A 22,274-nucleotide genomic window follows, 5' to 3' on the forward strand; every position below is an offset into this window, starting at 1 on the left:
GCTATGTCATTAACGTACGAAGATCGTAGGAAAACGATTCTTGATCATTTGGAGCTGGAAGGCAAGGTTCAGGTGCATCTTCTGTCCGAGCAGTTGAATGTTTCAACGGAAACGGTTCGTCGAGATTTGGATCGATTGGAGAAGGAAGGCAGACTTCGCAAGGTGTACGGAGGCGCAGTGAAAATGCGCGCTGAACTTGTCGAGCCGCCATTTCTAAAGCGGGCACAAATGATGAAAGAAGAGAAAGCGGCTATCGGCAAGCTGGCGGCTTCTCTGGTTAAAGATGGCGAGACAATCATGCTGGACAATGGCACAACAACGATAGAGATTTTGCGTCATTTGAAGGATCGTTCTAATTTAACGATAATTACGCATTCCGTTCCGATTCTGGTTTTGGCCATGGAGATGTTCAAGGGTAAAATTATTTTTGCAGGTGGAGAAGTCAACGTGGAGTATCAGGCAGCAACGGGCTCCATTACGGATCAGCTTCTTGATCAATTTAAAGTTAACAAAGCGTTTATTTCCGTTGGCGGTATTTCTTTAGTGGACGGCATCACCGATTATCATCTAAATGAAGCGATTATTTCACGGAAAATGATGCAGCGAGCGGAAGAAGCGATTCTTGTATCCGATCATACCAAGTTCGGCATGACGACATTTGCCAGGGTATCGAAGATAGAGGAGATTTCTATGATGATCACAGACTCAGGCTGCTCGAAAGAATGGATTGACACGGTTGAGGCGCTTGGCATTGAAGTGCTCATTAGTGATTAACATTTGATGAAGACGAGCTCTTGATGCTCTTAATTGAAAATGGATAAAACATACAAAAAAGGTCGCCTCGTAGGCGATCTTTTTTGTGTGTAAGCGGTTGATCTTACGAAATCGGGAACGAAAGTTAGGCACACGCTCCTGTTATGGAAAAGTGTGTAAAACGACGTGAAACATTGATTTGTTAAGATATTATGTGGTTTGTCTGTTTCCTATGGACAGCGTTATTCCCGTTAAGATAGACTACGTTTGTCAAAGTATGTCGAATAATGTTCGATTTGATTAAAGGTTTTTCAATTAGGAAAATCGATACTCTCTCTGTAATAGCAACTAGACTAGGTTCTTAAAAAATAAATGGGTGGTGTATTATTTTGTTAACTAAAAAATTACTTCGAGTCTTATCCATTACTCCCCTTACTTTTAGCTTACTTATACAAGCTCTACCTGCCACAAAGGTGCAAGCAGCTCCAGCTATTCAAGTTACGCCAAACAATGGCAATAGCACAGGCAAATGGATGACTGGGGAGTTTCACGCGCATACCTATGAATCGGACGATGCCCAGTCTAGACTTGAGGACGTATTAGATAATGCTTTCACTACGTATGGTTTGGATTGGATAGCAACCGCTAATCACCTGAGATCCTCCAAACGGGATGACGAAGGGGTAGATGTACCGGGAGGGCCAATTCCATTTTCACAGGGCGCCATCAATTATGAAGTCCCGAAAATCAAGGCTTTGCAGGCTGCAGGTAAATATGCGGGGAAGACTATTTTCTCTGGATTTGAATGGGATATACCGACACATGACCATGCGGCGATAGGTATTTTAACGGATAATCCGGGATCAACTGAGGCACTTAAAGCCGTAAATCAATTTGAGTACTTGTTTACGAACCGACCTGAAAATATGTTCGATGCCAATGATGTAGCGGCGTGGAAACAGAATGATAGCAAAATAACAAATTTCGATCATTTCGATTCATTAACAGCTATAAAATGGCTTCAAAAGAATTATGCAGACAAAAGTTACTTTCTCATCAATCATCCTTCCAGAGGGAAAAACGGCAACACCCCAAGGACTACGATTACGGATCTACGTGACTTTAATAACGCAGCTCCAGACATCAACTTTGGTTTTGAAGGCATGATAGGCGGCCAGATGGAACCGGATAGAGGCGGGTATAACACAACCTATAACATAGGTAATCCAACGGCTGATGATAATTATAAATTAAGATCATTTGGCGGGTCGGATTACATGATTGCCAAGGTTGGGGGCGTCTGGGACGCACTGCTAGGAGAGGGGCGTAATTATTGGAATTTTGCCAATTCGGACTATCATTTCAAAATCATTAACCCTTACTCCAGCGGATACTGGCCTGGTGAATACGCCAAAAATTATACATGGTCGAACGGAAGCGACATGCGATCAATTTTAAATGGTATGCGGTCGGGGAAATCATTTTCCGTTTATGGGGATCTGATTAACGCTTTGGATTTTAATATTGAAGGAAGTGGCGGCAAGCTAGAAATGGGAGCCGCAAATCCGCAGGTAAACGTGACTGAGGGGGATCATCTTCAACTTACGATACGCTTTAAAAGTCCTGCGAAAAATAATTATGAAACACCTGTAGTAAATGGTGTTCCAGCTAATATAGCCCCCATCGTTGATCATGTGGATCTGATCGCTGGAGATGTAAGCGACGAGAAGGCAGCAGCTGGAACGGCTGCCTATGGCAAAGATACCAATGATTCGACCAAAGTTATCGCAACGTTTACGAACAAGGATTGGACAACAGATGAACAAGGATACAATGTCATTACATATGATCTGGGATCTGCTAAGAAGAAGCAATATTACAGACTAAGAGGCACCAATCTGGGCTTGAACGTACCTGGAGAAACGGACGCTCAGGGGAATCCCCTCCTAGATCCGAAAACGGACGATGCTGATCATACAACTCGCTTTAACAATATTAATGACCGAAATTATAAAGATTTGTGGTTTTATTCGAACCCGATTTTCGTGAAACCAACAGCCTACAGTGATCTACAGGCTGTAACTGATACGAGTAACCATTTAGTATTGGGTGATTTAAACGACGTTTCCAATGACATTCAACTTCCTGTTATTGGTGAACATGGAACTTTCATACATTGGGAAAGTTCAATGCCAACGTTAATTAGTAACGGAGGTAAGTTTATTTCACGTCCAGCTTACAACACCATGGTTAATTTAACGGCAACGATTACGCGCGGAGAAGTAAGCAAATCAAAGGTTTTCCCAGTTATTGTTAAAGGGATAAATAAAGCAAATATTGAGCTGCATGGAAAAATGACTTTTGCTGATGGGCAAGCTTATTCAAACGGCACATGGACAAATCAAAATGTTACCGTCAGTGTGTATGCCAATGTGTATGCGCCTAGCACTTCAGCAATTATCGAGCTATCGAAAGATGGTGGAAAAACATACAACAGTTACGAAAGTAACAGCAAAATTGAAGTTAAAGAACAAGGAGAACATCAACTTCTCTTCCGAGGTACGGATAATCTAAACAACCAAGATTCAATTCCGTTCATCGTGAATATTGACAAAACAGCTCCAGTCATCTCACTTATTGGAGATAAGACTTTATCCATCAAACAAGGCGGCTCTTATAATGAACAAGGAGCCACCGCTACAGATAATGTAGAACTCTCAGGAAAAGTCGTGATTACAGGTACAATAGACACCAACACACCAGGGACTTATTCGATTCATTACAACGTTCGAGATTTGGCAGGAAATACAGCAAACGAGGTCGTTCGCACGGTGGTTGTTTATGAAAAAAGTAGTAGTGGTGGCACATCATCACCAGCTCCGACATCACCAACACCCGAAATAAAAGAGCCTTCACAAACCGTACAAGTTGATGTGAAAGCTACCCAAGGTTCGGAAGGCAGTATTAAAGATGTGGTTAAATTTAAGATCCCTGCCGAGGCTGTGTCTTCGGACAGTAAGATTCATGTAGCAGTTATGGCTGCCAATCAAGCTCCACCTGTAGGAAACTTACAAGCATTGAGTCAAGTACTTGAATTTACTAGCAGTTCGGGTCATACGTTCAACAAGCCTGTGGAGATCACTTTTAATTACAAAATGGATACGAGCATGAAGATTAAAAGTCCGGCGGTCTACTACTATAACGAATTGCAAAAGAAGTGGATTTTTATTGGAGGTACTCTGCATTCGGATGGCACTGTCTCCATTAGCGTTAAACATTTCACGAAATTTGCCGTCTTTAACTATGAGCCAACGCTGTTTACAGACTTGAAGGGACACTGGGCCTCTGCCTATACGGATCGTTTAATCGGTATGAAGGCCATTCAAGGGTATGAAGATCAATCATTCCAGCCTGAAGAAACTGTGACGCGGGCACAATTCGCAAGCATACTCGTCAAGGCGCTTGGACTCGAAGGAACTGAACGCACAACGAAATTTGAAGATGATAGTGAGATTCCTTCATGGGCGAAAGCGGATGTAGCCGCAGCTGTCAAAGCAGGTGTCATCAGCGGGTATGAAGATAAGGGGCAATCCGTTTTCAAAGCGAATCAAACGATTACAAGAGCAGAGATGTCCGTTATCATCGCCAATGCATTAAAGGCAACAGCCAACAAAACTGAAAGTAACTTGAAGCCATTTGAAGATGCTTCAAGCATTCCCAATTGGGCTCAAACTGCGGTTAGCTCAGCAGTAGCTGCCGGTATTCTAACAGGATACGATGATCATACCTTCCGAGCCAACAACGTGGCAACGCGGGCAGAGGCATCGACGATGATTTACAAGCTGTTGGAAGCATTGAACATTTAAAACATCGCTTTATAAAAGTTACGAAAGACCATATGGCTTATGCCTATGGTCTTTCGTGTTTTCGTTTGGAAGACTGCACGGCAAGTGTTATCATATAGTAGAAAAAATCGCCAAGTACTCGCTCGAATAGCGGTGTAAAGGGCGATTTTTCCTTTCATAATCAGGAAATTATCATAAATGGTGTACCCAACAATTAACGTCGATGCCCAATCTTAAGAAAACAATACGTTTGAAAAATCGCCGATATACGCAAGGAATACAGATCCTGTATGCTTCATTCACAGGGCAAATCGGTATCACCCTGTTAGCATCGGACTTACTACATAAGGGGAGTGTTTCCATGAAAAGAAAGCTTCAATTTAAAGCGTTGCCCGTTGTGGCATCCATCCTTGCACTATCTCTTGTATCTGCTTGTGGAAGCTCAGGATCATCCAAAGAAACGGCGAAAGAAAGCGGCGCGCCATCCACAGCAGCAGCTTCTAAAGATCTTGTGAATGTGAAGCTCTGGACTCCGATGAACTCGAATGCCAAAGCGGTTCTCAAAAGCATGAATGAACTGCCGATGGTGAAAGAATGGGAGAAGAAAACGAACGTTAAAGTCGACTTCCTGCATTCCTCAGGCAATACAACGCAAGATGACATTCAACAGTACGGCGTTATGATCGCTTCTAATAACTTACCGGATGCCATGCTCTGGAACTGGAACAATGTACAGGGCGGACTTTCCAAAATGTTTAAAGACGGCACCATTATTAAATTGAATGATTTAATTGAAAAGAATGCGCCAAACTTGAAGAAAGTTCTGGATGCAAACCCGCAGATCGCGAAGCAAATCAAAGCGGATAATGGCGATATCTACGTAATGCCTCACTTGCGCGCTGGTCAAAACGGTCAGTACAAGTCATTCAGCGGTATGATGATCCGTCAGGACTGGTTAGACGAGCTTGGCTTGAAATCACCGGAAACAATTGACGAGTGGGAAACGGTGTTGAAAGCCTTCAAAGAGAAGAAAGGCGTTATTCCTTTCACTTTGAAGAAGGACTATCCAATTTCTAACGCTGACTTTGCTGGTGCTTTTGGCGTTACAGGCATGGGACCAACAGCGACATCGGACAGCTTCTACTTGGATAACGGTAAAGTAAAATTCGGTCCGGCTCAACCGGAATTCAAGGAATACTTGAAAACGATGCAAAAATGGTATAAAGAAGGTCTCATCGATCAAGATTTTGCTTCGAATGACGTGAAAACGATGGATGCGAAAATTACTTCAGGCAAAGCAGGCGCATTCTATGGCTTCATCGGCGGCGGTATCGGTACTTTCATGCCGGCTCTGACGAAAACAGATCCGAAAGCTCAGCTAGCGGCTGTTCAATATCCGGTATTGAAAAAAGGCGATGAGCCTAAATTTATCAAAGCAGCGTGGGAATTTGACAATGTAGGAACAGTTATCACAAGTGCGAATAAGCATGCGGTTGAAACGATTAAAGCGCTTGACTATTTGTACAGCGATGAAGGCGCATTGCTGAAAAACTTCGGGATTGAAGGTCAAACGTACACGAAAGTTGACGGACAACCGAAATATACAGACCTAATTTTGAAAAACCCGGACAACTTGCCGATCAGTCAAGCTATGGCCAAATATTTTATTGCGAATTACAGCTTCAGCGGCTTAGATGATGACCGTTACAACGAACAATACTACCAATTGCAAGCTCAGAAAGACGCTGCCAAAGTATACGCTAAGTATTCACCTAACGCATTTAAAGTGATGCTGCCGCCAGTGGCGCTGACGACTGACGAAGCGAAGGAATCTGCGAAGATTTTGAACGATGTCAGCACGCTTTTGACAGAGCAAATCACCAAATACATCATGGGTGCTGCAAGCGCTGCAGATTTTGACAAAGCAATTGAACAAATGAACAAAATGAACATACAACGTGCTGTGGACATTTACCAAGAAGCGACAGATCGCTACAACAAGCGTTAATAGACAAAGCAGCTGAGGGGGAGCCTGTCTCCCCCTAGCTGTTCAACATATCGGTAAGGAAGTGAAATGAGAACATGGTGAACTCCATTCGGGTTCTAATGACTGACTTGAAGAAGAATCGCGCAATCTACCTGATGGTACTGCCCGTGGTGCTGTATTTCTTCATTTTCAAGTATTTTCCAATGTATGGCGCAGTCATTGCCTTTAAGGACTTTAGTCCAGCGAAAGGGATTTGGGGCAGTGATTGGGTAGGCTTTCAGCATTTCAAAGATTTTTTCTCAAGTTATTACTTCCTACGCGTACTGCGCAACACGTTCCTGATCAGCTTTTATAACCTGATTTTTGGTTTTCCAGCACCTATTATTCTCGCTATTTTACTTAATGAGCTTCGTCAGAAACTGTTTAAATCGATCGTGCAAACGGTGTCCTACTTGCCGCATTTTATTTCTATTGTCGTCATTTCAGGCCTTATTATAGACTTTACAAACCGTGGCGGTATCGCCAACTCGGTGATCATGTTTTTCGGTGGCCAGGATTCTGCGCTGCTGAATGACGCAAACAATTTCCGAGCCATTTTCGTCAGTACTTCGGTTTGGCAGGAGCTCGGTTGGTCTTCCATTATTTATTTGGCGGCACTGAGCGGCATTAACCCCGAATTGTATGAAGCGGCCCGCGTAGACGGGGCTGGCAGGTACAGACAAATATGGAGCGTTACCCTTCCAGGTCTCATTCCAACGATTATGATTCTACTTATCCTCCGCATTGGCGGCTTAATGGAAGTCGGTTTCGAAAAAGTCGTTCTACTTTACAATCCGAATACGTACGAAACCGCGGATGTTATTTCTTCCTTTGTGTATCGCGAAGGTCTTGCTCAAGGCAATGACTATAGTTATACGACAGCCGTTGGACTGTTCCAATCCATGATCAACTTCATTTTACTTATTAGCGCTAACAGCATATCCCGCCGCTTTTCCGGGAACCGGTTGTGGTAGGAGGGACGAACGATGAAAACAAACGCAGTTGACCGTATTTTCGATATCGGCAATGGGATTCTTATGGTGTTATTAATTATTTGCACCTTGTACCCTTTCTACTATGTAGGGGTTGCATCGATTAGCGATTCCAATCTTTTAATCCAGCATTCTGGACTATTGTTCAAGCCGCTTGGTTTTAATCTCGATGCTTTCAAGAAAGTTATCGCGAATCCGAACATTTTGACAGGGTATGGGAATACGCTGCTCATTTTGATTCTTGGTACGGCGGTAAACTTGTTCTTCACTACAATCGGCGCTTACGCATTGACCAGAAAATTCGTCATGCGCAAATTTCTGATGGTGTCTATCGTGTTCACGATGTATTTCAGCGGTGGACTGATTCCTACTTACCTGCTGATCAACAATTATTTGCACATGGGAAATAGTTTCCTTGCGCTCATCATTCCGGTTGCGATTAGCACATGGAACTTGATCATTATGCGTACCTCGTTCGAAGCGATCCCAGAAGGCTTGCTGGAATCTGCGAAAATCGATGGAGCGGGCGAATACCGCATTTTGTTCCAAATTGTAGTGCCGCTATCCATGCCTGTTATCGCCGTGATGGTCCTCTACTATGGGGTAGCTCACTGGAATTCATGGTTTAATGCGATGTTGTTCTTGAATGATCGTGAGAAGTTTCCTTTGCAGCTCATTCTTCGGGAAATTCTAGTGCAGAATAGTACAGATTCGATGACGACGGGCACAGGAAATGCGAGCGACACGCAAGCGATCGGTATGAGCATCAAGTATGCGACGATCATGGTAGCAACGCTGCCCATTCTAATTGCGTATCCGTTCCTTCAAAAGTACTTTGTTAAAGGTGTTATGGTCGGAGCTGTTAAAGAGTAAGCAAAACATGCGCGCTCCCATACCCTACTCCCTTTTTGAGACATTCAAAAAGAGGGTGGGTTATTTGGGTTTTTCCTAGGTTTGGCTGTATAATCACGAAAAATGATGATTGTACAAAAATCGTAGATGTACATGAAGCGGGATTGGTGGGATAATACGACATACAGCAAGAGTAAGGGAGAGGACTTCTAAGTGAAACGGAGCGTTTTTTTATTCTGGCTATACTCCAATTTGACCATTCTATGTATCCCTATCGTCATCACGATGGTCGTTCTTTTTCAATCCCAGCTTCTATTAAGCTCGGAAGTCATCCGCTCCAATGAGGCGCTGCTTAATCAAGTAAAGCAGTCCCTGGACAACCAGTTTAAGGACATCAAACGGATGGGTCTACAGCTATCCCTGGACCCGAAGGTTATCAAATATGTGAGTCAAACTGATTACAATAGCCCGCAAGCCAAGCTAGAGACATTGGATCTCATTTCATCGCTTCGTTCTTATGCGGCATCCAACGGGGACATTAATGATTTATACGTATATATGAAAAAACAGCACTTCGGAATCTCGACGTCTACGATGAACCAGGACGATCTGTTATTCCAAATTTTTCATGCGAATAAAGACTTTACGAAAGATAAGTGGCACGAAGCCGTTGAGAAGACGTATTTCGGAAATTTCGTGCAATTGTCTAGTGACGATATGGTCTATCTGCAATCGCTTCCGATTCAAGATTCTTCAGAAGCGCAAGCCACGCTTGTCGTGATGCTCAACACGGAACGATTGAAAACAGCGATTTCCAACATTCAGATTGCCCAAGCAGGCAGTGTGCTGATCATGGATTCGACGAATAAGCCGCTCATGGTAGCTGGCGGCACCGAACGTGTTTCCAATATGGATTATGGAATGCTAGCAGCGAAAGAAGGCACATTTAATCAAAAATGGGGCAGGGAAGAAGTGACTGTCTCCTACGTCTCCTCGATGGAAAATGGTTGGAAATACGTTTCGATTGTACCAACGAAAATTTATTCCGCGAAGGTCAGTCAACTGCGCAGCTGGATTTATGTAGGTTTGTTTTTGTGTGTCTTCGTCGGTGCGCCGATGTCGATCTGGCTGACGCGGAGGCACTATATGCCGATCCGTCGGATCATGGATCTCGTTTCTCCGAAGGTGAAATCGAATTTGAAAGGGATTGAAAATGAGTTCTCTCTGCTGCAATCCTTTATGACAGAGAACGCGGCGTTACAAGATACGGCGAACCGGACGATACAAATTCAACAAAATGTGTTGCGCAGCCATTTTCTAGCACGCTTCTTGAAAGGACGAGTCGAAAGCGGCTCCGCGCTTGCCCAATCGATGGAATCGTTTGATTTAACATTCGAAACGAATCGGTTTGCAATCCTGCTTTTTCATATCGGTGATTACGGGGATTTGTTTAAAGACAGCGGTGAGCGAGATGCGGAATCCAAATTGCAATACGTCTATTATATTGTAACGAACATTACGGAAGAGCTGATTGGGAGAAAACACCGTGCGTTTACGACCGAGGTCGATGGCATGGTTGCTTTTCTGGTGAATATTCATGGCGATGATGAAGTGCAGGCGAAGCAGGATATCATCGAGGTTGCCCAGGAAGCGCAAGCGGTTATTCAGGGGAAATTCTATATTCAGCTGACGATCGGTATTAGCGATATTCATCCATATTTAACGGGAATTCCGCACGGGTTTGAGGAAGCGCTTGAAGCGCTTGAGTACAAATTTGTGATCGGACCGAGCCAGATCATCCCCTTTGAACGCATAAAACGTCCGAAAAATGAACTCTATTATCCGCTCGATACAGAGCGCCAATTAATTAATCATATTAAAACGGGGCAGTACGAAGAAGCAATGGAAGCTGTAAGCGAGCTCATTGTAACGAATGTATCGGATGGGACCTTGTCGCTTCAGCTCGGCAAATTGCTGATGTTTGAGCTCATTGGTACGATTTTGAAGGCGATTGAACATTTCCCTCAAGGGCCAACGGAGTTAGCGGTCGAGAAAAACGCACTGATCAAGGAGTTGACGCAGTGTGAGTCATTCGTTGAGATCGAAGATGAAATATATAAGTTTTTGAAAACAGTGTGTGACTACGTCGATTCCAAGAAAAAGAGCCACAACACGAATCTGAAGGATCAAGTGATGACCTACATTACGGAGCATTTGTCAGATATGAATTTGAGTCTAACCTCGCTTTCTTTGCGATTTGAAGTTAATGCGCCCTATTTATCGCGGTTTTTCAAAGAACAATCGGGCGAAACGTTCATTGATTATGTCAATAAGCAGCGTGTCCAGTTGGCTAAACAGCTGATGACAGAAACCGAAGATACGATTACGGATATCACCCAGAAGGTTGGATTCACAAATAGTAATACCTTTATCCGCGTCTTTAAGCGGTATGAGGGGATTACCCCGGGACAGTTTCGCAAAGGGGAATAGATAGGGAACAACAGGCTTTTTATCGTAAAAGACAATGTGAATTGACTTTACGGATAAAAAGCCTGTTTGCGCTCAAGGGAGAAGCGTTGCATCTGTTCTAGTTACTGTACGGAATGATGCTTCGGCTTGAAGGCTGTAGGGGACTGCCCCGTCCAGCGGCGGAATTGCCTGGAGAAATGACTGGCCGAGTGGAAGCCGAGTTGTTCCGCAATGTCCGTCATCGGGAGATTGGTCGTAACAAGCAGCTCTTTGGCTAGATTGAGCTTCTGACGGCTGACATATTGTCTAGGCGATAGTCCGTAGACCTTAGAAAAGAGCTTGCTGCATTGGCTGCGGCTCAAATTTAGGTCTTTGGCCACACCAGCGACGGAGGCCTCTTCACATAGACCGTGCGAGAGCTTCTCTTCAATTGCATGCGCAACATCGGCAGCGAAAAGCGAAGAGTCTTTAGTGGCCGCTGAAAGCTGCTTCATCGGAGCAGGGATTTCGCGCAGTAGATTCAGCACGTCATGGATGATGAGCAGGGTATACGATTGCAACAACAGCTTGTCCTCGAAGCGGAGAATAGGTTGCTGCTCCTGCTCAATCGCCTTCTCTGAAAGCGTACGGTGCATAATTCCCTCTAGTTCGCTAACGTAGAAGCGAAGCTTGCTTCGCTCTGCCTCTTGATGAGGAATATGGCGATAGGGGGTGGCGGCAAGAAGGCTGCGAATATCGGGGTCATCGAGATCGAAATGTACATTGAAATAGCCATATTGGGAAGATGACCTATTCACAGATTGATGGCGTACACCCGATTTAATGAGCAACCAGTCACCTTTGCGCACCGTGATCGATTCGCGATTCATTTCTTGTATGACTTCGCCCTCCAGACAGTACAGCAGCTCAAAGAGATGATGGTGATGCCGAGGGTAATGCCATTCAGGGGGCTGTAGGCCAAAATGGCAGCCTACGACCTGTAGGGTGTTGATCATATTAGGAAAACGGAACGCAGCATCCATGGATTATTCCTTTCGTTCAGCTAGTTTCCTTGTGTCATTCTATCATAGCATTGCAGTAGCACATTTGGTATAGAAAATGCTCAATTTGGAGATTGAGTCAAGGGTATCAATTAAGCGATGATACAAGTAGGAACTTACTAAAAACATATTGATTCGGAGGGTATCATTTTGGCTAATTTACAAGTGAAAGATGCGCAATTTCAATTAGATGGAACCCCTTTTCAAATCCTATCTGGAGCGATTCACTATTTCCGTGTCGTGCCTGAATATTGGGAAGACCGACTTTTGAAACTGAAAGCTTGCGGATTTAATACCGTAGAGACCTATCTCCCGTGGAATCTGCATGAACCCCAAGAAAACAGCTTTTGCTTTGAAGGGCTTGCAGATGTGGAAGGCTTTATTAAGCTAGCCGGTGAGTTAGGATTGCACGTTATCGTCAGACCTAGTCCCTATATTTGTGCGGAATGGGAATTCGGCGGGCTGCCGGCTTGGTTGCTGCAATACCCGGATATCCGTCTTCGCTGTATGGATGAGGTGTATTTAAGTAAAGTTGATCGCTACTACGATGAGCTCATACCGCGCCTAACTCCGCTGCTCAGCACGAATGGCGGACCGATCATCGCTGTGCAGGTCGAGAATGAATATGGCAGCTATGGCAACGATACCACTTATTTAACGTATTTGAGAGATGGCCTGATTAAACGGGGCGTGGATGTTCTGCTGTTCACCTCTGATGGACCTGAAGACGGTATGCTGCAAGGCGGCACGATCCCCGGGACACTTGCTACCGTTAACTTTGGATCGAAGCCAGAAGAGTCTTTTGAGAAATTCCGTGAATATCGTTCCGATGAGCCGCTCGTTTGTATGGAGTACTGGAATGGCTGGTTTGATCATTGGTTGAAGCCGCACCACACACGCGATGCTGCAGATGTTGCAGATGTCTTCGACCGTATGATTCGGGCTGGAGCGTCAGTTAATTTCTACATGTTCCACGGCGGGACAAACTTTGGGTTCTACAACGGGGCTAATTATCAAGACAAATATGAAGCAACGATTACTAGCTATGACTATGATTCACCGCTGTCAGAATGCGGCGATGAAACGGAGAAATTCAGAGCCGTTCGCAGCGTAATTGCCAACTACCGGGGAATCGATGAGAAAGATATGCCGCAATGGCCAGCTCCGATTAGTAAAAAAAGCTATGGCCGCATTGTGATGACGGAGAGTGCAGATCTACTAAAGCAGCTGCCGGCAATCTCCACGCCTTTGAAGCGCACATGCCCAGAGCCAATGGAAAAGCTTGGTCAAAACTATGGTTTCATCGTTTACTCGACACAGGTATCAGGGCCTCGCACAGGCGAAATGCTGAACATTCAAGAAGTGCATGATCGCGCGCAAGTATTTTTAGATGGCGTTTATCAAGGCACTGTGGAACGTTGGGATCCGCGTCCGCTCCCACTGGACATTCCAGCGGGAGGCGCGAAGCTGGACATCGTTGTGGAAAACATGGGCCGTGTTAACTATGGACCCAAACTCAAAGATTTTAAAGGGATTACAGAAGGCGTTCGGATGAACAATCAGTTTTTGTTTGATTGGACGATTTATCCGCTTCCGTTGGATGCTACAACATCGCTCCCCTTTGAGCCGATTTCTAAGACGTCTGAAAGAACGGATCGGCCTGCCTTTTATAAAGGCGAATTCACCGTTCAGGAGAAGGGCGATACCTTTATTCGTTTAGATGGATGGTCTAAGGGCGTTGTATGGATAAATGGTTTTAACTTAGGTCGTTATTGGGAAAAAGGACCGCAGCGCACGTTGTATGTGCCAGCGCCTTTACTGCGCCAAGGTCAGAATGAAATCATCATTTTGGAATTGCATCATGCCGAAAACCCGGTTATCGAGTTAACGGATACCCCTGATTTAGGCTAATGGGAGAAGGAGAGAATGGGGATGACAGGAACAACGATCAAGCGGGTTTTCATTCTTGGAATCGATGGTGCAGGAGCATTTAACCGGGAGACCGAAACGCCTCATATCGATGCGCTCTTGCAGGCTGGAGCTCGAACCGATAGCGCGCAGACGGTTTTTCCCTCCAATAGCGGGGAATGCTGGGGAGCACTGCTGCACGGCGTCACGCCGGATAGGCACCGATCCCATACCTATATTAAAGAGGAGCAGCATTATCCTAAAGATTCAGCCACACCTTCTCTGTTTAGCTTAATCAAAAAAGCGTCTCCTGGCAGCAAAATGGCTTCTTTCGTTTCATGGAAACCAATCCTAACCGGCATCATTGAGGATGACAGCGATATTCATAAATATGCAGCGCCAGATGATGAACTGGTTCCGGCGATTGTTACTTATATTCATGAGAACCCTGATCTGAAGCTACTGTTCGTTCAATTAGATGATGTCGACTATGCGGGTCATCGTCACGGCTATGGCTCAGCAGAATATCTGACTAGCATTTCCAAAGCTGATCAGCAAATCGGGGCAATTACCGTCGCGATTCGAGAGGCAGGGCTGCTCGACGATAGCTTGATCATTGTCACAACGGATCATGGAGGCGGTGGCGTGGATGATTTCAATCACGGCAGCGATCATGAGAAGGATATGACGATTTTCTGGGGCTGTCGCGGTCCTGGTGTGCATGCAGACGCCGATTTGTCGGGGTTGTCCATCATGGACACAGCTGCTGTGACTTTAAGAGCCCTGGGCTTGCCGCCGCTTGCCAATGCGGATGCGAAGCTGCCTAACGGGCTGTTTCCGACAGTGGAATAGCTGCTAATGGATGCGAAGCAAGTAAATCAATAAGCAGTTTGCTATACACAAAGGACAGTACGAGGTCTCTCGGCTGTCCTTTGCTGTGTGTTCTGCTGCCGCTTATCTTACCGCCTTAAAATAAGCGTGAAAGATTGTAATCGACAGCGCAGGCGTTATATGGGATTATGAAGCAAATACGGAATTGGAGAAGGGACACGGGAAGGATGAGTGCATCGCGACAGGTCGCTTTGGTGACGGGCGCATCGAGCGGTTTTGGTTTATTGACGTCGATTGCTCTAGCGAAGAAAGGCTATCATGTTGTAGCATCGATGCGAGATTTGAGCAAAGCAGGACGTTTGCTTGAAAGCGCGGAAAAGGCAGGTATTCTTTCCTCGGTGGAGGTCGTACAAGTCGATGTAACTTTGCCGGATACAATTGAACAAGCCGTAGCGGATATCATGAGCAGGTATGGTCGAATGGATGTATTAATCAATAATGCAGGCTTTGCCGTAGGCGGTTATGTGGAGGACGTGCCTATGGATGCATGGAGATTGCAGATCGAAACGAATGTATTTGGCGTTATCGCAGCATCGAAGGCTGTGCTTCCGCATATGCGTCTTCAAGGTTCAGGTTGCATCGTGAATGTCAGCAGCGTAAGCGGCTTGTCCGCTTTTCCGGGTTATGCGCCGTATAGCGCATCTAAGTTTGCCGTGGAAGGCTTCAGTGAATCACTGCGTTTGGAAATGAAGCCCTTTGGGGTTCGCGTCGTTCTTGTCGAGCCGGGAGCTTACAGTACGGACATTTGGGGCAAAGGCTTCAACGCCATTCATACATCGGAAACGTCCCCTTACTGGAGCAAGCTCAGTAAAATGCTCCAATATTCCAAGCAAGCGGCAAACTCCGCGCCTGACCCGCAGGAGGTCGCCGATAAGATTGCCCTTATTGTCGGCACAGCGAATCCGAAGCTGCGTTACCCGCTTGGAAGAGGTGTGAAGCTGGGATTATGGGCAAGAGCTTTGCTGCCTTGGAAATGGTATGAGGCTGTTTTGCAGCGTTTGTTGAGATGAAATTAAGGTAGAGATCCATTTAACGCTTGTGTTGAAGCTCTAATCAGCAGCTCCGAAGGCAGAATCAGCTTACGATTTTCGAGAATAGCTTCTCCTTCAATTCGCTCGATCAGCAGCTGCATGCCTAGCGAACCGAATTGATAGGCTGGCTGCGCAGCTACGGTAAGGAAGGGATTAACCGTTTCTGCATGACCAAAGTCGTCGAAGCATACGACGGAAATATCTCTTGGAACCTGCATGCCGCGCTGCCTTAATGCCCCGATGACGCCTACGGCTAACATATTATTGGCCGCAAAGATGGCTGTCGGCGGCATGGGCTGCTGCAGCAAAGCGTCTAGGACGGACTCATCGTGGAAATCACGATAACTGAGATAAACGATTAAAGCCTCATCGATGGTCAGTCCGCTAAGCAGATGTGCCTCCCGATACCCTGCGTGCCGCAGACGTGCGGTCGATACGTCATGGGCGCCGTTGATTAGGGCGATGCGCCGATGGCCGAGCCCAATCAAGTGCTCGACCAAGTTTCTCGCTCCTTCTTTACTATCCCCCAGAACGACATCCGCATCAAACCCAGGCACTTCCCGGTCGAGTACGACGACGGGAATATTGTGCTTTTGCAATTGCTGCAGATGCTCCAACGATTGATCGCCTGTCGGCGCAAACAAGACGCCATCTACGCGAGTAGATAGAATCATGTCGACATAATCCTTCTCCTTCACGTAATCCTCATCGCTATTGCCGAAAAGCAATCTATAGCCAGAACGTTTGGCTGCATCCTCTGCGCCACGCGCAATGGTTGTATAGAACGGATTCGTTATATCCGTAATGAGCAGAGATAGAATTTTGCTCTTTTGCAGTACGAGACTGCGCGCCATAGAATTCGGGATGTAATGAAGCTCATCCATCACTTTACGGACACGCTTGCGAGTTGCCTCGCTAATCCGGCCTGTGTTATTGATAACTCGCGAGACGGTCATAGCCGAAACGCCTGCTTTTTCAGCAATGTCATAGATTGTAATCACGAGAGTCACCTTTTCATCTGAATGTATCTGTCTATTGTATAGAAAATAAGGATTGACAGCAAGACAGGAAATTGTTAATTTTGAGTTATCGGTAACACACATGAATAAAGGAGGTCGCGCATATGCTAAAAGGAGTCCCTTCGATCCTTTCACCGGAACTTTTGAAGGTGCTTATGGAGATGGGGCATGGCGATGAAATCGTCATCGCGGACGGTAATTTTCCTGCTGCTAGCCATACAAATCGTTTGCTGCGCAGCGATGGACACAATGTGCCTGATTTATTGAAAGCGGTTTTATCTTTGTTCCCCTTAGATACTTACAGCGATCAGCCTGTTGCTTTAATGGCTGTTGTCCCGGGGGATGCGGTGGAAACACCGATTTGGAAAACGTATGAACAGATTATTGATGAACATATCCCTCCTTCCTTTGCTTATATGGAGCGCTTTGCTTTTTATGAACGCGCGAAGCAAGCTTACGCGATTGTAGCGACTAGCGAAAAGGCGCTGTATGCCAACATTATTTTGAGGAAGGGCGTTATCAAGGAGTAATCAATATTCATTTTTAACGCAAAATTTTACGTAATATGAATTATCGATAACTCTACTTTAAACCTTGCTGAACACGCTTATACACCCGTTTTTAGACGGGAAATCTAATGCTTATATCCTTTGGAAGCCGCTTATACGGGCACAAACATTTAAGGAGGCAATAACATGGCAACTACTCATGATCACAGATGGCAGCAGACATTCCCCAAAATTGGTATTCGACCAACGATTGACGGCAGAAGAAAAGGGGTCCGCGAATCACTGGAAGAGCAGACGATGAATATGGCGAAAGCGGTCGCCGCTTTGCTTAGCGAAACGTTGAAGTATCCGAACGGGGAGGCTGTCGAGTGTGTCATCGCCGACACTTGTATAGGCGGTGTGGCAGAAGCGGCAGCGGCAGCCGATAAATTTACAAAATCGGGCGTCGGTGTGTCGATTACGGTTACGCCTTGCTGGTGTTACGGTACGGAAACGATGGATTTGGACCCATCGACCCCGAAAGCCATTTGGGGCTTTAACGGCACGGAGCGTCCTGGAGCAGTTTATTTGGCGGCCGTGCTTTCCGGTCACGCGCAAAAGGGCATTCCCGCATTCGGTATTTACGGCAAGGATGTGCAGGATGCCGGAACAACCGATATTCCGCAAGACGTACAGGAGAAACTGCTCCGTTTTGCTAAGGCAGGACTTGCGGCTGCTCTGATGAAAGGCAAATCGTATTTGTCTATCGGCTCCGTCTCTATGGGGATCGCAGGTTCCATTGTAAACGAGGAACTATTTCAAAATTATCTCGGCATGCGCAACGAGTACGTTGATATGTCGGAATTAGTGCGCCGCATCGATGAAGAAATTTTCGACCCTGCGGAGTATCAGCTTGCGCTCAGTTGGGTCAAAGAAAATTGTCCAGAAGGAGCGGATAATAACCGACCTGAGATCCAAACCACGCGTGAAAAAAAGGACGAGGACTGGGAAACGGTTGTCAAAATGTCTCTGATTGTTCGCGATCTCATGGTAGGTAATCCGAAATTAGCTGGTCTTGCGTTCGGTGAAGAAGCGCTTGGACATAATGCGATTCTTTCGGGCTTCCAAGGGCAGCGTCATTGGACGGATCATTTCCCGAACGGTGATTTCCTCGAAGCGATCCTTAATTCTTCCTTCGACTGGAATGGAAAGCGCGCGCCTTACTTGGTCGCTACGGAAAATGACAGCCTGAATGGCGTAGCGATGCTATTCGGCAATCTGTTGACGAATACGGCGCAAATTTTTGCTGATGTTAGAACCTACTGGAGTCCTGATGCGGTAAAAAGAGTGACGGGCCACACACTGAGCGGAGCTGCGAAGGATGGCATTTTACATCTAATTAACTCAGGTTCCGCTGCGCTGGACGGAACAGGTGAGCAGTCGCGTGACGGCAAACCTGTCATGAAGCCTTACTGGGAAATTACAGACGAAGAAGTGAACCAATGCTTGGAAGCCACCTCTTGGCGTCCAGCGGCTGTGGAGTATTTCCGAGGTGGCGGGTACTCAACGGATTTCCTAACCAAAGGCGGAATGCCGGTGACGATGTCGCGCATTAATTTGGTGAAGGGCTTAGGTCCAGTTCTTCAACTCGCCGAAGGCTACTCGATTGAGCTGCCCGAAGAGGTTCACCATACACTTGATCTTCGTACGGATTCGACGTGGCCGACGACTTGGTTTGCTCCTATTTTGACTGGCGAAGGATCGTTTACCGATGTATATGCCGTTATGGATAATTGGGGATCGAATCATGGCGCGATAAGCTATGGACATATCGGAGCCGATCTTATTACGCTTGCTTCTATTTTGAGAATTCCTGTATCCATGCATAACGTAGCGAAGGAACATATTTTCCGTCCGCGTGTATGGAGCAATTTCGGCACATCGGATCCTGAGAGCGCTGATTTCAGAGCTTGCGGCAGCTTTGGACCTTTGTATAAGTAAGTGGATGTGTAAGATTGTGAGGTGAGAGCGTTGGGAACTACCCCTATGCATATGCTAGCTGTTGATTTCGGAGCAAGCAGCGGAAGGACGATTCTTGGGCGTTGGGATGGCACCAAGCTTACGGTGGAGGACATTCATCGTTTTTCGAATGATCCGGTACAGTTAGGTGAAAGCTTGCACTGGGATTTTCTGCGGCTTTTCCATGAGCTGAAAAAAGGAATTCATGCCTATAAACAGCACGCATCGGGGAGTCCATCTTCCATTGCGGTGGATACGTGGGGCGTGGATTACGGCTTCGTGAACGGGAAAGGAAAGCTGCTAGGAAATCCTTACCATTATCGGGATGAACGTAATGCAATAGCGATGGATCAATTATTGACGGTACTGCCGAATATGGAATTGTATCGTCGTACAGGTATTCAGCCCTTATCGTTTAATACAATTTTTCAGCTGTATGCAGAGGTGAAAGACAAGGCCTTGGCTTTCGATGAGGATACGCGCCTTCTGTTTATGCCAGATTTATTTCGTTTTTATTTGTCTGGTGTCCGTTCGACTGAATACACGATTGCCAGTACATCGGGGCTGTTGAATCCCCTAGCCAGAGACTGGGACGGAGAATTGTTGAACAAAATCGGAGTTTCTTCTGATCTGTTGACTCCTCTCGTCATGCCAGGCACAAAGGAAGGCGTTCTGCGTCCAGAGATTGCCGAAGAACTGCACATAGCGGCTATGCCAATTGTGGCTGCAGCATCCCATGATACGGCGTCTGCTGTCGTATCCATTCCTTCCCTGCAAGGGGACTATGCATTTATCTCATGCGGGACTTGGTCCTTAATGGGCGTTGAACTGGAGGAGCCGATCATCAATGAAAACAGCAGGCGTTGGGGCTTCACTAATGAAGGTGGGGCCGAGCATAGGATTCGCATGCTGAAAAATATTATGGGATTATGGTTGCTCCAAGCCTGCAAACGACATTGGGAGTTCGAAGGTGAGACGCTATCTTTCGCTGAGATGCAGGAGATGGCAAAGCGAGAAAAAGGGCTTGCGTGCTACGTGGATCCAGAAGACCCTGTTTTTCTGGCACCGGGTAATATGCCGAAGCGGATTCGCCTTTATTGCTCCCAGTCGGGTCAGCATGTGCCACAAACGAAAGCTGAGCTCATTCGCTGTGTAGTGGATAGTCTTGCTATGAAATTCAAGCAGTCATTAGATGAAATTGAAGGACTGGTTGATCGTGATTTAGCATGCATTCACATGGTCGGGGGCGGCATTCAAAATAAGCTGCTCTGTCAATTAACGGCGAATGCAACGGGAAGAACGGTCATTGCCGGACCTGTCGAAGCGACAGCGATTGGCAATGTGATGATGCAGGCCAAAGCGCATGGCGAAGTCCAATCACTAGCGCAAATTAGGCAGGCTGTGATGGATTCTTTTCCGCCAGAATCCTATGAACCTGAGGACTGCGCTCAGTGGCAGGAGGCTTATGTAACGTATAGACAGGTGATCGATAAGAAATCAGTAAGGAGTTGAGTACGAGCATGTCTGAGCAGAAAACAAGAGAAGAGTTAACGAAATATGCGCGAAAAAGTGTGGCGAAAGGACTTGTCGTTGGCCCTGGGGGTAATATCAGCGCTAGGTACGAGGATGTCATGTATTTGTCCCCGAGTGGCTTCGCACTCGAAGATATTGAGCCTGAGCAGTGGGTTCCTGTTCATATACCAACGGGAGACATTCTGGAGAAGACATATCGTCCTTCATCCGAAGTACTCATGCATTTGTTCTGTTATCGCGTGAATCCGAACATGCAGGCAATCGTGCATACGCATCCTGCGTATTGCATCGCTTTAACGCTCGTTGACGACGAGCTGCCTATGCTGTTCCCTGACCAAGCGGCGCTTGTCGGCGAGGTGGCATTCGTTCCTTATGTTGTGCCAACGACAGATAAGCTGGCGAATCTCGTTGCAGAGAAGGCGGACAGATATAGCTCGATTCTGCTTAATAATCATGGCCTCGTTACGACTGGGAAAAATTTGCGCGAAGCCTACTATCGCACAGAAGTAATGGAGGAGAGCGCCAAAATTTATTTGATCGCGAAGTCCGTTGGCACACCCAGGCGGCTGACGGAGGAAGAGTACAAGGAGATACAAGGTCTGGAAAGCGAAGCCTATCGCGTGAATTTACTGCAACAAATGAAATAAAAGGGTCACAGGATGCGCCCGTTCTTATCGTTTTTTGATGAGGACGGGCGTTTTTGTTTAAGCGAGCGGTCGAAGCCATGACATTTCTAAAAAACTATTAATCTTAAAAAGAGTTTGCCTTTGAGCTAAGCGTGTGTACGATAGGAGCTTCGATATCTGTGGCTTATTTTCAATAAACAACTTCATTCTGGAAAGTAGGATTCATATAAGCCTATAGTTTCCCGAAAGTTATTTATAAGGTATACTGGACAAAATGAAGGAAAAACTCGTAAAAGGATGTTGTTCAAATGAGTACACTTGAACCGATTCAATTAAATAAAGGAACGCCTGGTCGGCCTTGTCCCATTGCCAAAACGATTGATGTAATTGGAACAAAATGGACTTTCCTTATCATTCGCGATCTACTGATTGAAGGTACTATGCGCTTCAGCGATTTGTTAAGGTCGATGGAAGGCATTAGCCCCAAAACACTCTCGTTGCGTTTGAGAGAGCTTGAGGAACACGGTTTAGTCACACGCACCGTTTATCCAGAGGTTCCGCCCCGTGTGGAATATACGATTACCGATAAAGGGAAGCAGCTTGAAAATATTTTCATTGAATTAAAGCGATTTGGGCTTTCCTTATAAATAAAGCTTCAAAAACCAAAGAATGACCGTTACAGCACTAGGCTGAAGGCGGTTTTTTTTGTTTTTCCTAGTAAATTCACAAAAGTAACTTTAATGTTACTATATGAATTTAATAATACTACTTCCCAAAGGGAA

General features: G+C 45.9%; 16 protein-coding genes. 14 read left to right on the top strand and 2 right to left on the bottom strand.

From position 1 onward, the window contains the following. Positions 1-3: 3 nt before the first annotated feature. The 6 genes from GK047_RS03365 to GK047_RS30300 all read left to right on the top strand — a co-directional run bounded on the left by GK047_RS03365 (position 4) and on the right by GK047_RS30300 (position 10,958). Complete coding sequence (locus GK047_RS03365) at positions 4-774, top strand: DeoR/GlpR family DNA-binding transcription regulator (protein ID WP_163941128.1); 771 nt, start codon at positions 4-6, stop codon at positions 772-774. A gap of 368 nt (positions 775-1,142) precedes the next feature. Then, a complete protein-coding gene (locus GK047_RS03370) occupies positions 1,143-4,619 on the top strand; it encodes an S-layer homology domain-containing protein (protein WP_205516237.1) in 3,477 nt (1,158 codons plus the stop codon). 340 nt (positions 4,620-4,959) lie between these two features. Beyond that, positions 4,960-6,606 carry a type 2 periplasmic-binding domain-containing protein gene (locus tag GK047_RS03375; RefSeq protein ID WP_163941130.1) on the top strand — a complete coding sequence of 549 codons (1,647 nt, stop codon included), beginning with the start codon at positions 4,960-4,962 and terminating at the stop codon, positions 6,604-6,606. 74 nt (positions 6,607-6,680) lie between these two features. After that, positions 6,681-7,598, top strand: coding sequence for an ABC transporter permease (locus GK047_RS03380; protein ID WP_163941132.1), 918 nt, complete (start codon positions 6,681-6,683; stop codon positions 7,596-7,598). Positions 7,599-7,610: 12 nt separating this feature from the next. Continuing rightward, positions 7,611-8,489 carry a carbohydrate ABC transporter permease gene (locus GK047_RS03385; protein ID WP_163941136.1) on the top strand — a complete coding sequence of 293 codons (879 nt, stop codon included), beginning with the start codon at positions 7,611-7,613 and terminating at the stop codon, positions 8,487-8,489. 192 nt (positions 8,490-8,681) lie between these two features. Continuing rightward, the gene (locus tag GK047_RS30300; RefSeq protein ID WP_163941139.1) at positions 8,682-10,958 is read left to right on the top strand and encodes a helix-turn-helix domain-containing protein; all 2,277 of its coding nucleotides are present in this window, start codon (positions 8,682-8,684) and stop codon (positions 10,956-10,958) included. 101 nt (positions 10,959-11,059) lie between these two features. Here the strand turns inward: GK047_RS30300 and GK047_RS03395 are convergent, their stop codons facing one another. Beyond that, entirely contained in the window at positions 11,060-11,959 is a 900-nt protein-coding gene (locus GK047_RS03395) for an AraC family transcriptional regulator (protein WP_163941141.1), read from the bottom strand. Positions 11,960-12,127: 168 nt separating this feature from the next. Here GK047_RS03395 and GK047_RS03400 point away from each other — a divergent pair, with 168 nt between their 5' ends. The 3 genes from GK047_RS03400 to GK047_RS03410 all read left to right on the top strand — a co-directional run bounded on the left by GK047_RS03400 (position 12,128) and on the right by GK047_RS03410 (position 15,786). Then, a complete protein-coding gene (locus tag GK047_RS03400; RefSeq protein ID WP_163941144.1) occupies positions 12,128-13,888 on the top strand; it encodes a glycoside hydrolase family 35 protein in 1,761 nt (586 codons plus the stop codon). Between the two features lie 21 nt (positions 13,889-13,909). Then, complete coding sequence (locus GK047_RS03405) at positions 13,910-14,737, top strand: alkaline phosphatase family protein (RefSeq protein WP_163941147.1); 828 nt, start codon at positions 13,910-13,912, stop codon at positions 14,735-14,737. Between the two features lie 206 nt (positions 14,738-14,943). After that, entirely contained in the window at positions 14,944-15,786 is an 843-nt protein-coding gene (locus GK047_RS03410) for an SDR family oxidoreductase (protein WP_163941150.1), read from the top strand. Positions 15,787-15,788: 2 nt separating this feature from the next. Here GK047_RS03410 and GK047_RS03415 read toward each other — a convergent pair whose 3' ends face one another. After that, positions 15,789-16,808: a substrate-binding domain-containing protein gene (locus GK047_RS03415; RefSeq protein WP_163941153.1), complete on the bottom strand. Its 1,020-nt coding sequence runs from the start codon at positions 16,806-16,808 to the stop codon at positions 15,789-15,791. A gap of 122 nt (positions 16,809-16,930) precedes the next feature. On the opposite strand from GK047_RS03415, the gene fucU reads away from it, so the two are divergent. The 5 genes from fucU (at position 16,931) to GK047_RS03440 (ending at position 22,139) form a co-directional block, all read left to right on the top strand. Beyond that, entirely contained in the window at positions 16,931-17,356 is a 426-nt protein-coding gene (gene fucU / locus GK047_RS03420; RefSeq protein ID WP_163941156.1) for an L-fucose mutarotase, read from the top strand. A gap of 165 nt (positions 17,357-17,521) precedes the next feature. Beyond that, positions 17,522-19,315, top strand: a complete 1,794-nt coding sequence (locus GK047_RS03425; protein ID WP_163941159.1) for an L-fucose isomerase — start codon at positions 17,522-17,524, stop codon at positions 19,313-19,315. A gap of 51 nt (positions 19,316-19,366) precedes the next feature. Beyond that, the gene (locus tag GK047_RS03430; RefSeq protein WP_240343747.1) at positions 19,367-20,845 is read left to right on the top strand and encodes a rhamnulokinase; all 1,479 of its coding nucleotides are present in this window, start codon (positions 19,367-19,369) and stop codon (positions 20,843-20,845) included. A gap of 8 nt (positions 20,846-20,853) precedes the next feature. After that, positions 20,854-21,513 carry a class II aldolase/adducin family protein gene (locus GK047_RS03435; RefSeq protein WP_163941166.1) on the top strand — a complete coding sequence of 220 codons (660 nt, stop codon included), beginning with the start codon at positions 20,854-20,856 and terminating at the stop codon, positions 21,511-21,513. Positions 21,514-21,800: 287 nt separating this feature from the next. Then, the gene (locus GK047_RS03440; RefSeq protein ID WP_163941168.1) at positions 21,801-22,139 is read left to right on the top strand and encodes a winged helix-turn-helix transcriptional regulator; all 339 of its coding nucleotides are present in this window, start codon (positions 21,801-21,803) and stop codon (positions 22,137-22,139) included. The last annotated feature ends 135 nt before the right edge of the window (positions 22,140-22,274 follow it).

Source organism: Paenibacillus sp. SYP-B3998 (assembly GCF_010820665.1).
Classification (GTDB): Bacteria; Bacillota; Bacilli; order Paenibacillales; family NBRC-103111; genus Paenibacillus_E.

Bases quoted from the DNA above. Each gene is read 5' to 3' on its own strand.
- GK047_RS03425 (WP_163941159.1), top strand. From the start codon at position 17,522: ATGGCAACTACTCATGATCACAGATGGCAGCAGACATTCCCCAAAATT.
- GK047_RS03410 (WP_163941150.1), top strand. From the start codon at position 14,944: ATGAGTGCATCGCGACAGGTCGCTTTGGTGACGGGCGCATCGAGCGGT.
- GK047_RS03430 (WP_240343747.1), top strand. From the start codon at position 19,367: ATGCTAGCTGTTGATTTCGGAGCAAGCAGCGGAAGGACGATTCTTGGG.
- fucU (WP_163941156.1), top strand. From the start codon at position 16,931: ATGCTAAAAGGAGTCCCTTCGATCCTTTCACCGGAACTTTTGAAGGTG.
- GK047_RS03405 (WP_163941147.1), top strand. From the start codon at position 13,910: ATGACAGGAACAACGATCAAGCGGGTTTTCATTCTTGGAATCGATGGT.
- GK047_RS03385 (WP_163941136.1), top strand. From the start codon at position 7,611: ATGAAAACAAACGCAGTTGACCGTATTTTCGATATCGGCAATGGGATT.
- GK047_RS03375 (WP_163941130.1), top strand. From the start codon at position 4,960: ATGAAAAGAAAGCTTCAATTTAAAGCGTTGCCCGTTGTGGCATCCATC.
- GK047_RS03440 (WP_163941168.1), top strand. From the start codon at position 21,801: ATGAGTACACTTGAACCGATTCAATTAAATAAAGGAACGCCTGGTCGG.
- GK047_RS03365 (WP_163941128.1), top strand. From the start codon at position 4: ATGTCATTAACGTACGAAGATCGTAGGAAAACGATTCTTGATCATTTG.
- GK047_RS03395 (WP_163941141.1), bottom strand. From the start codon at position 11,959: ATGGATGCTGCGTTCCGTTTTCCTAATATGATCAACACCCTACAGGTC.
- GK047_RS03380 (WP_163941132.1), top strand. From the start codon at position 6,681: ATGGTGAACTCCATTCGGGTTCTAATGACTGACTTGAAGAAGAATCGC.
- GK047_RS03435 (WP_163941166.1), top strand. From the start codon at position 20,854: ATGTCTGAGCAGAAAACAAGAGAAGAGTTAACGAAATATGCGCGAAAA.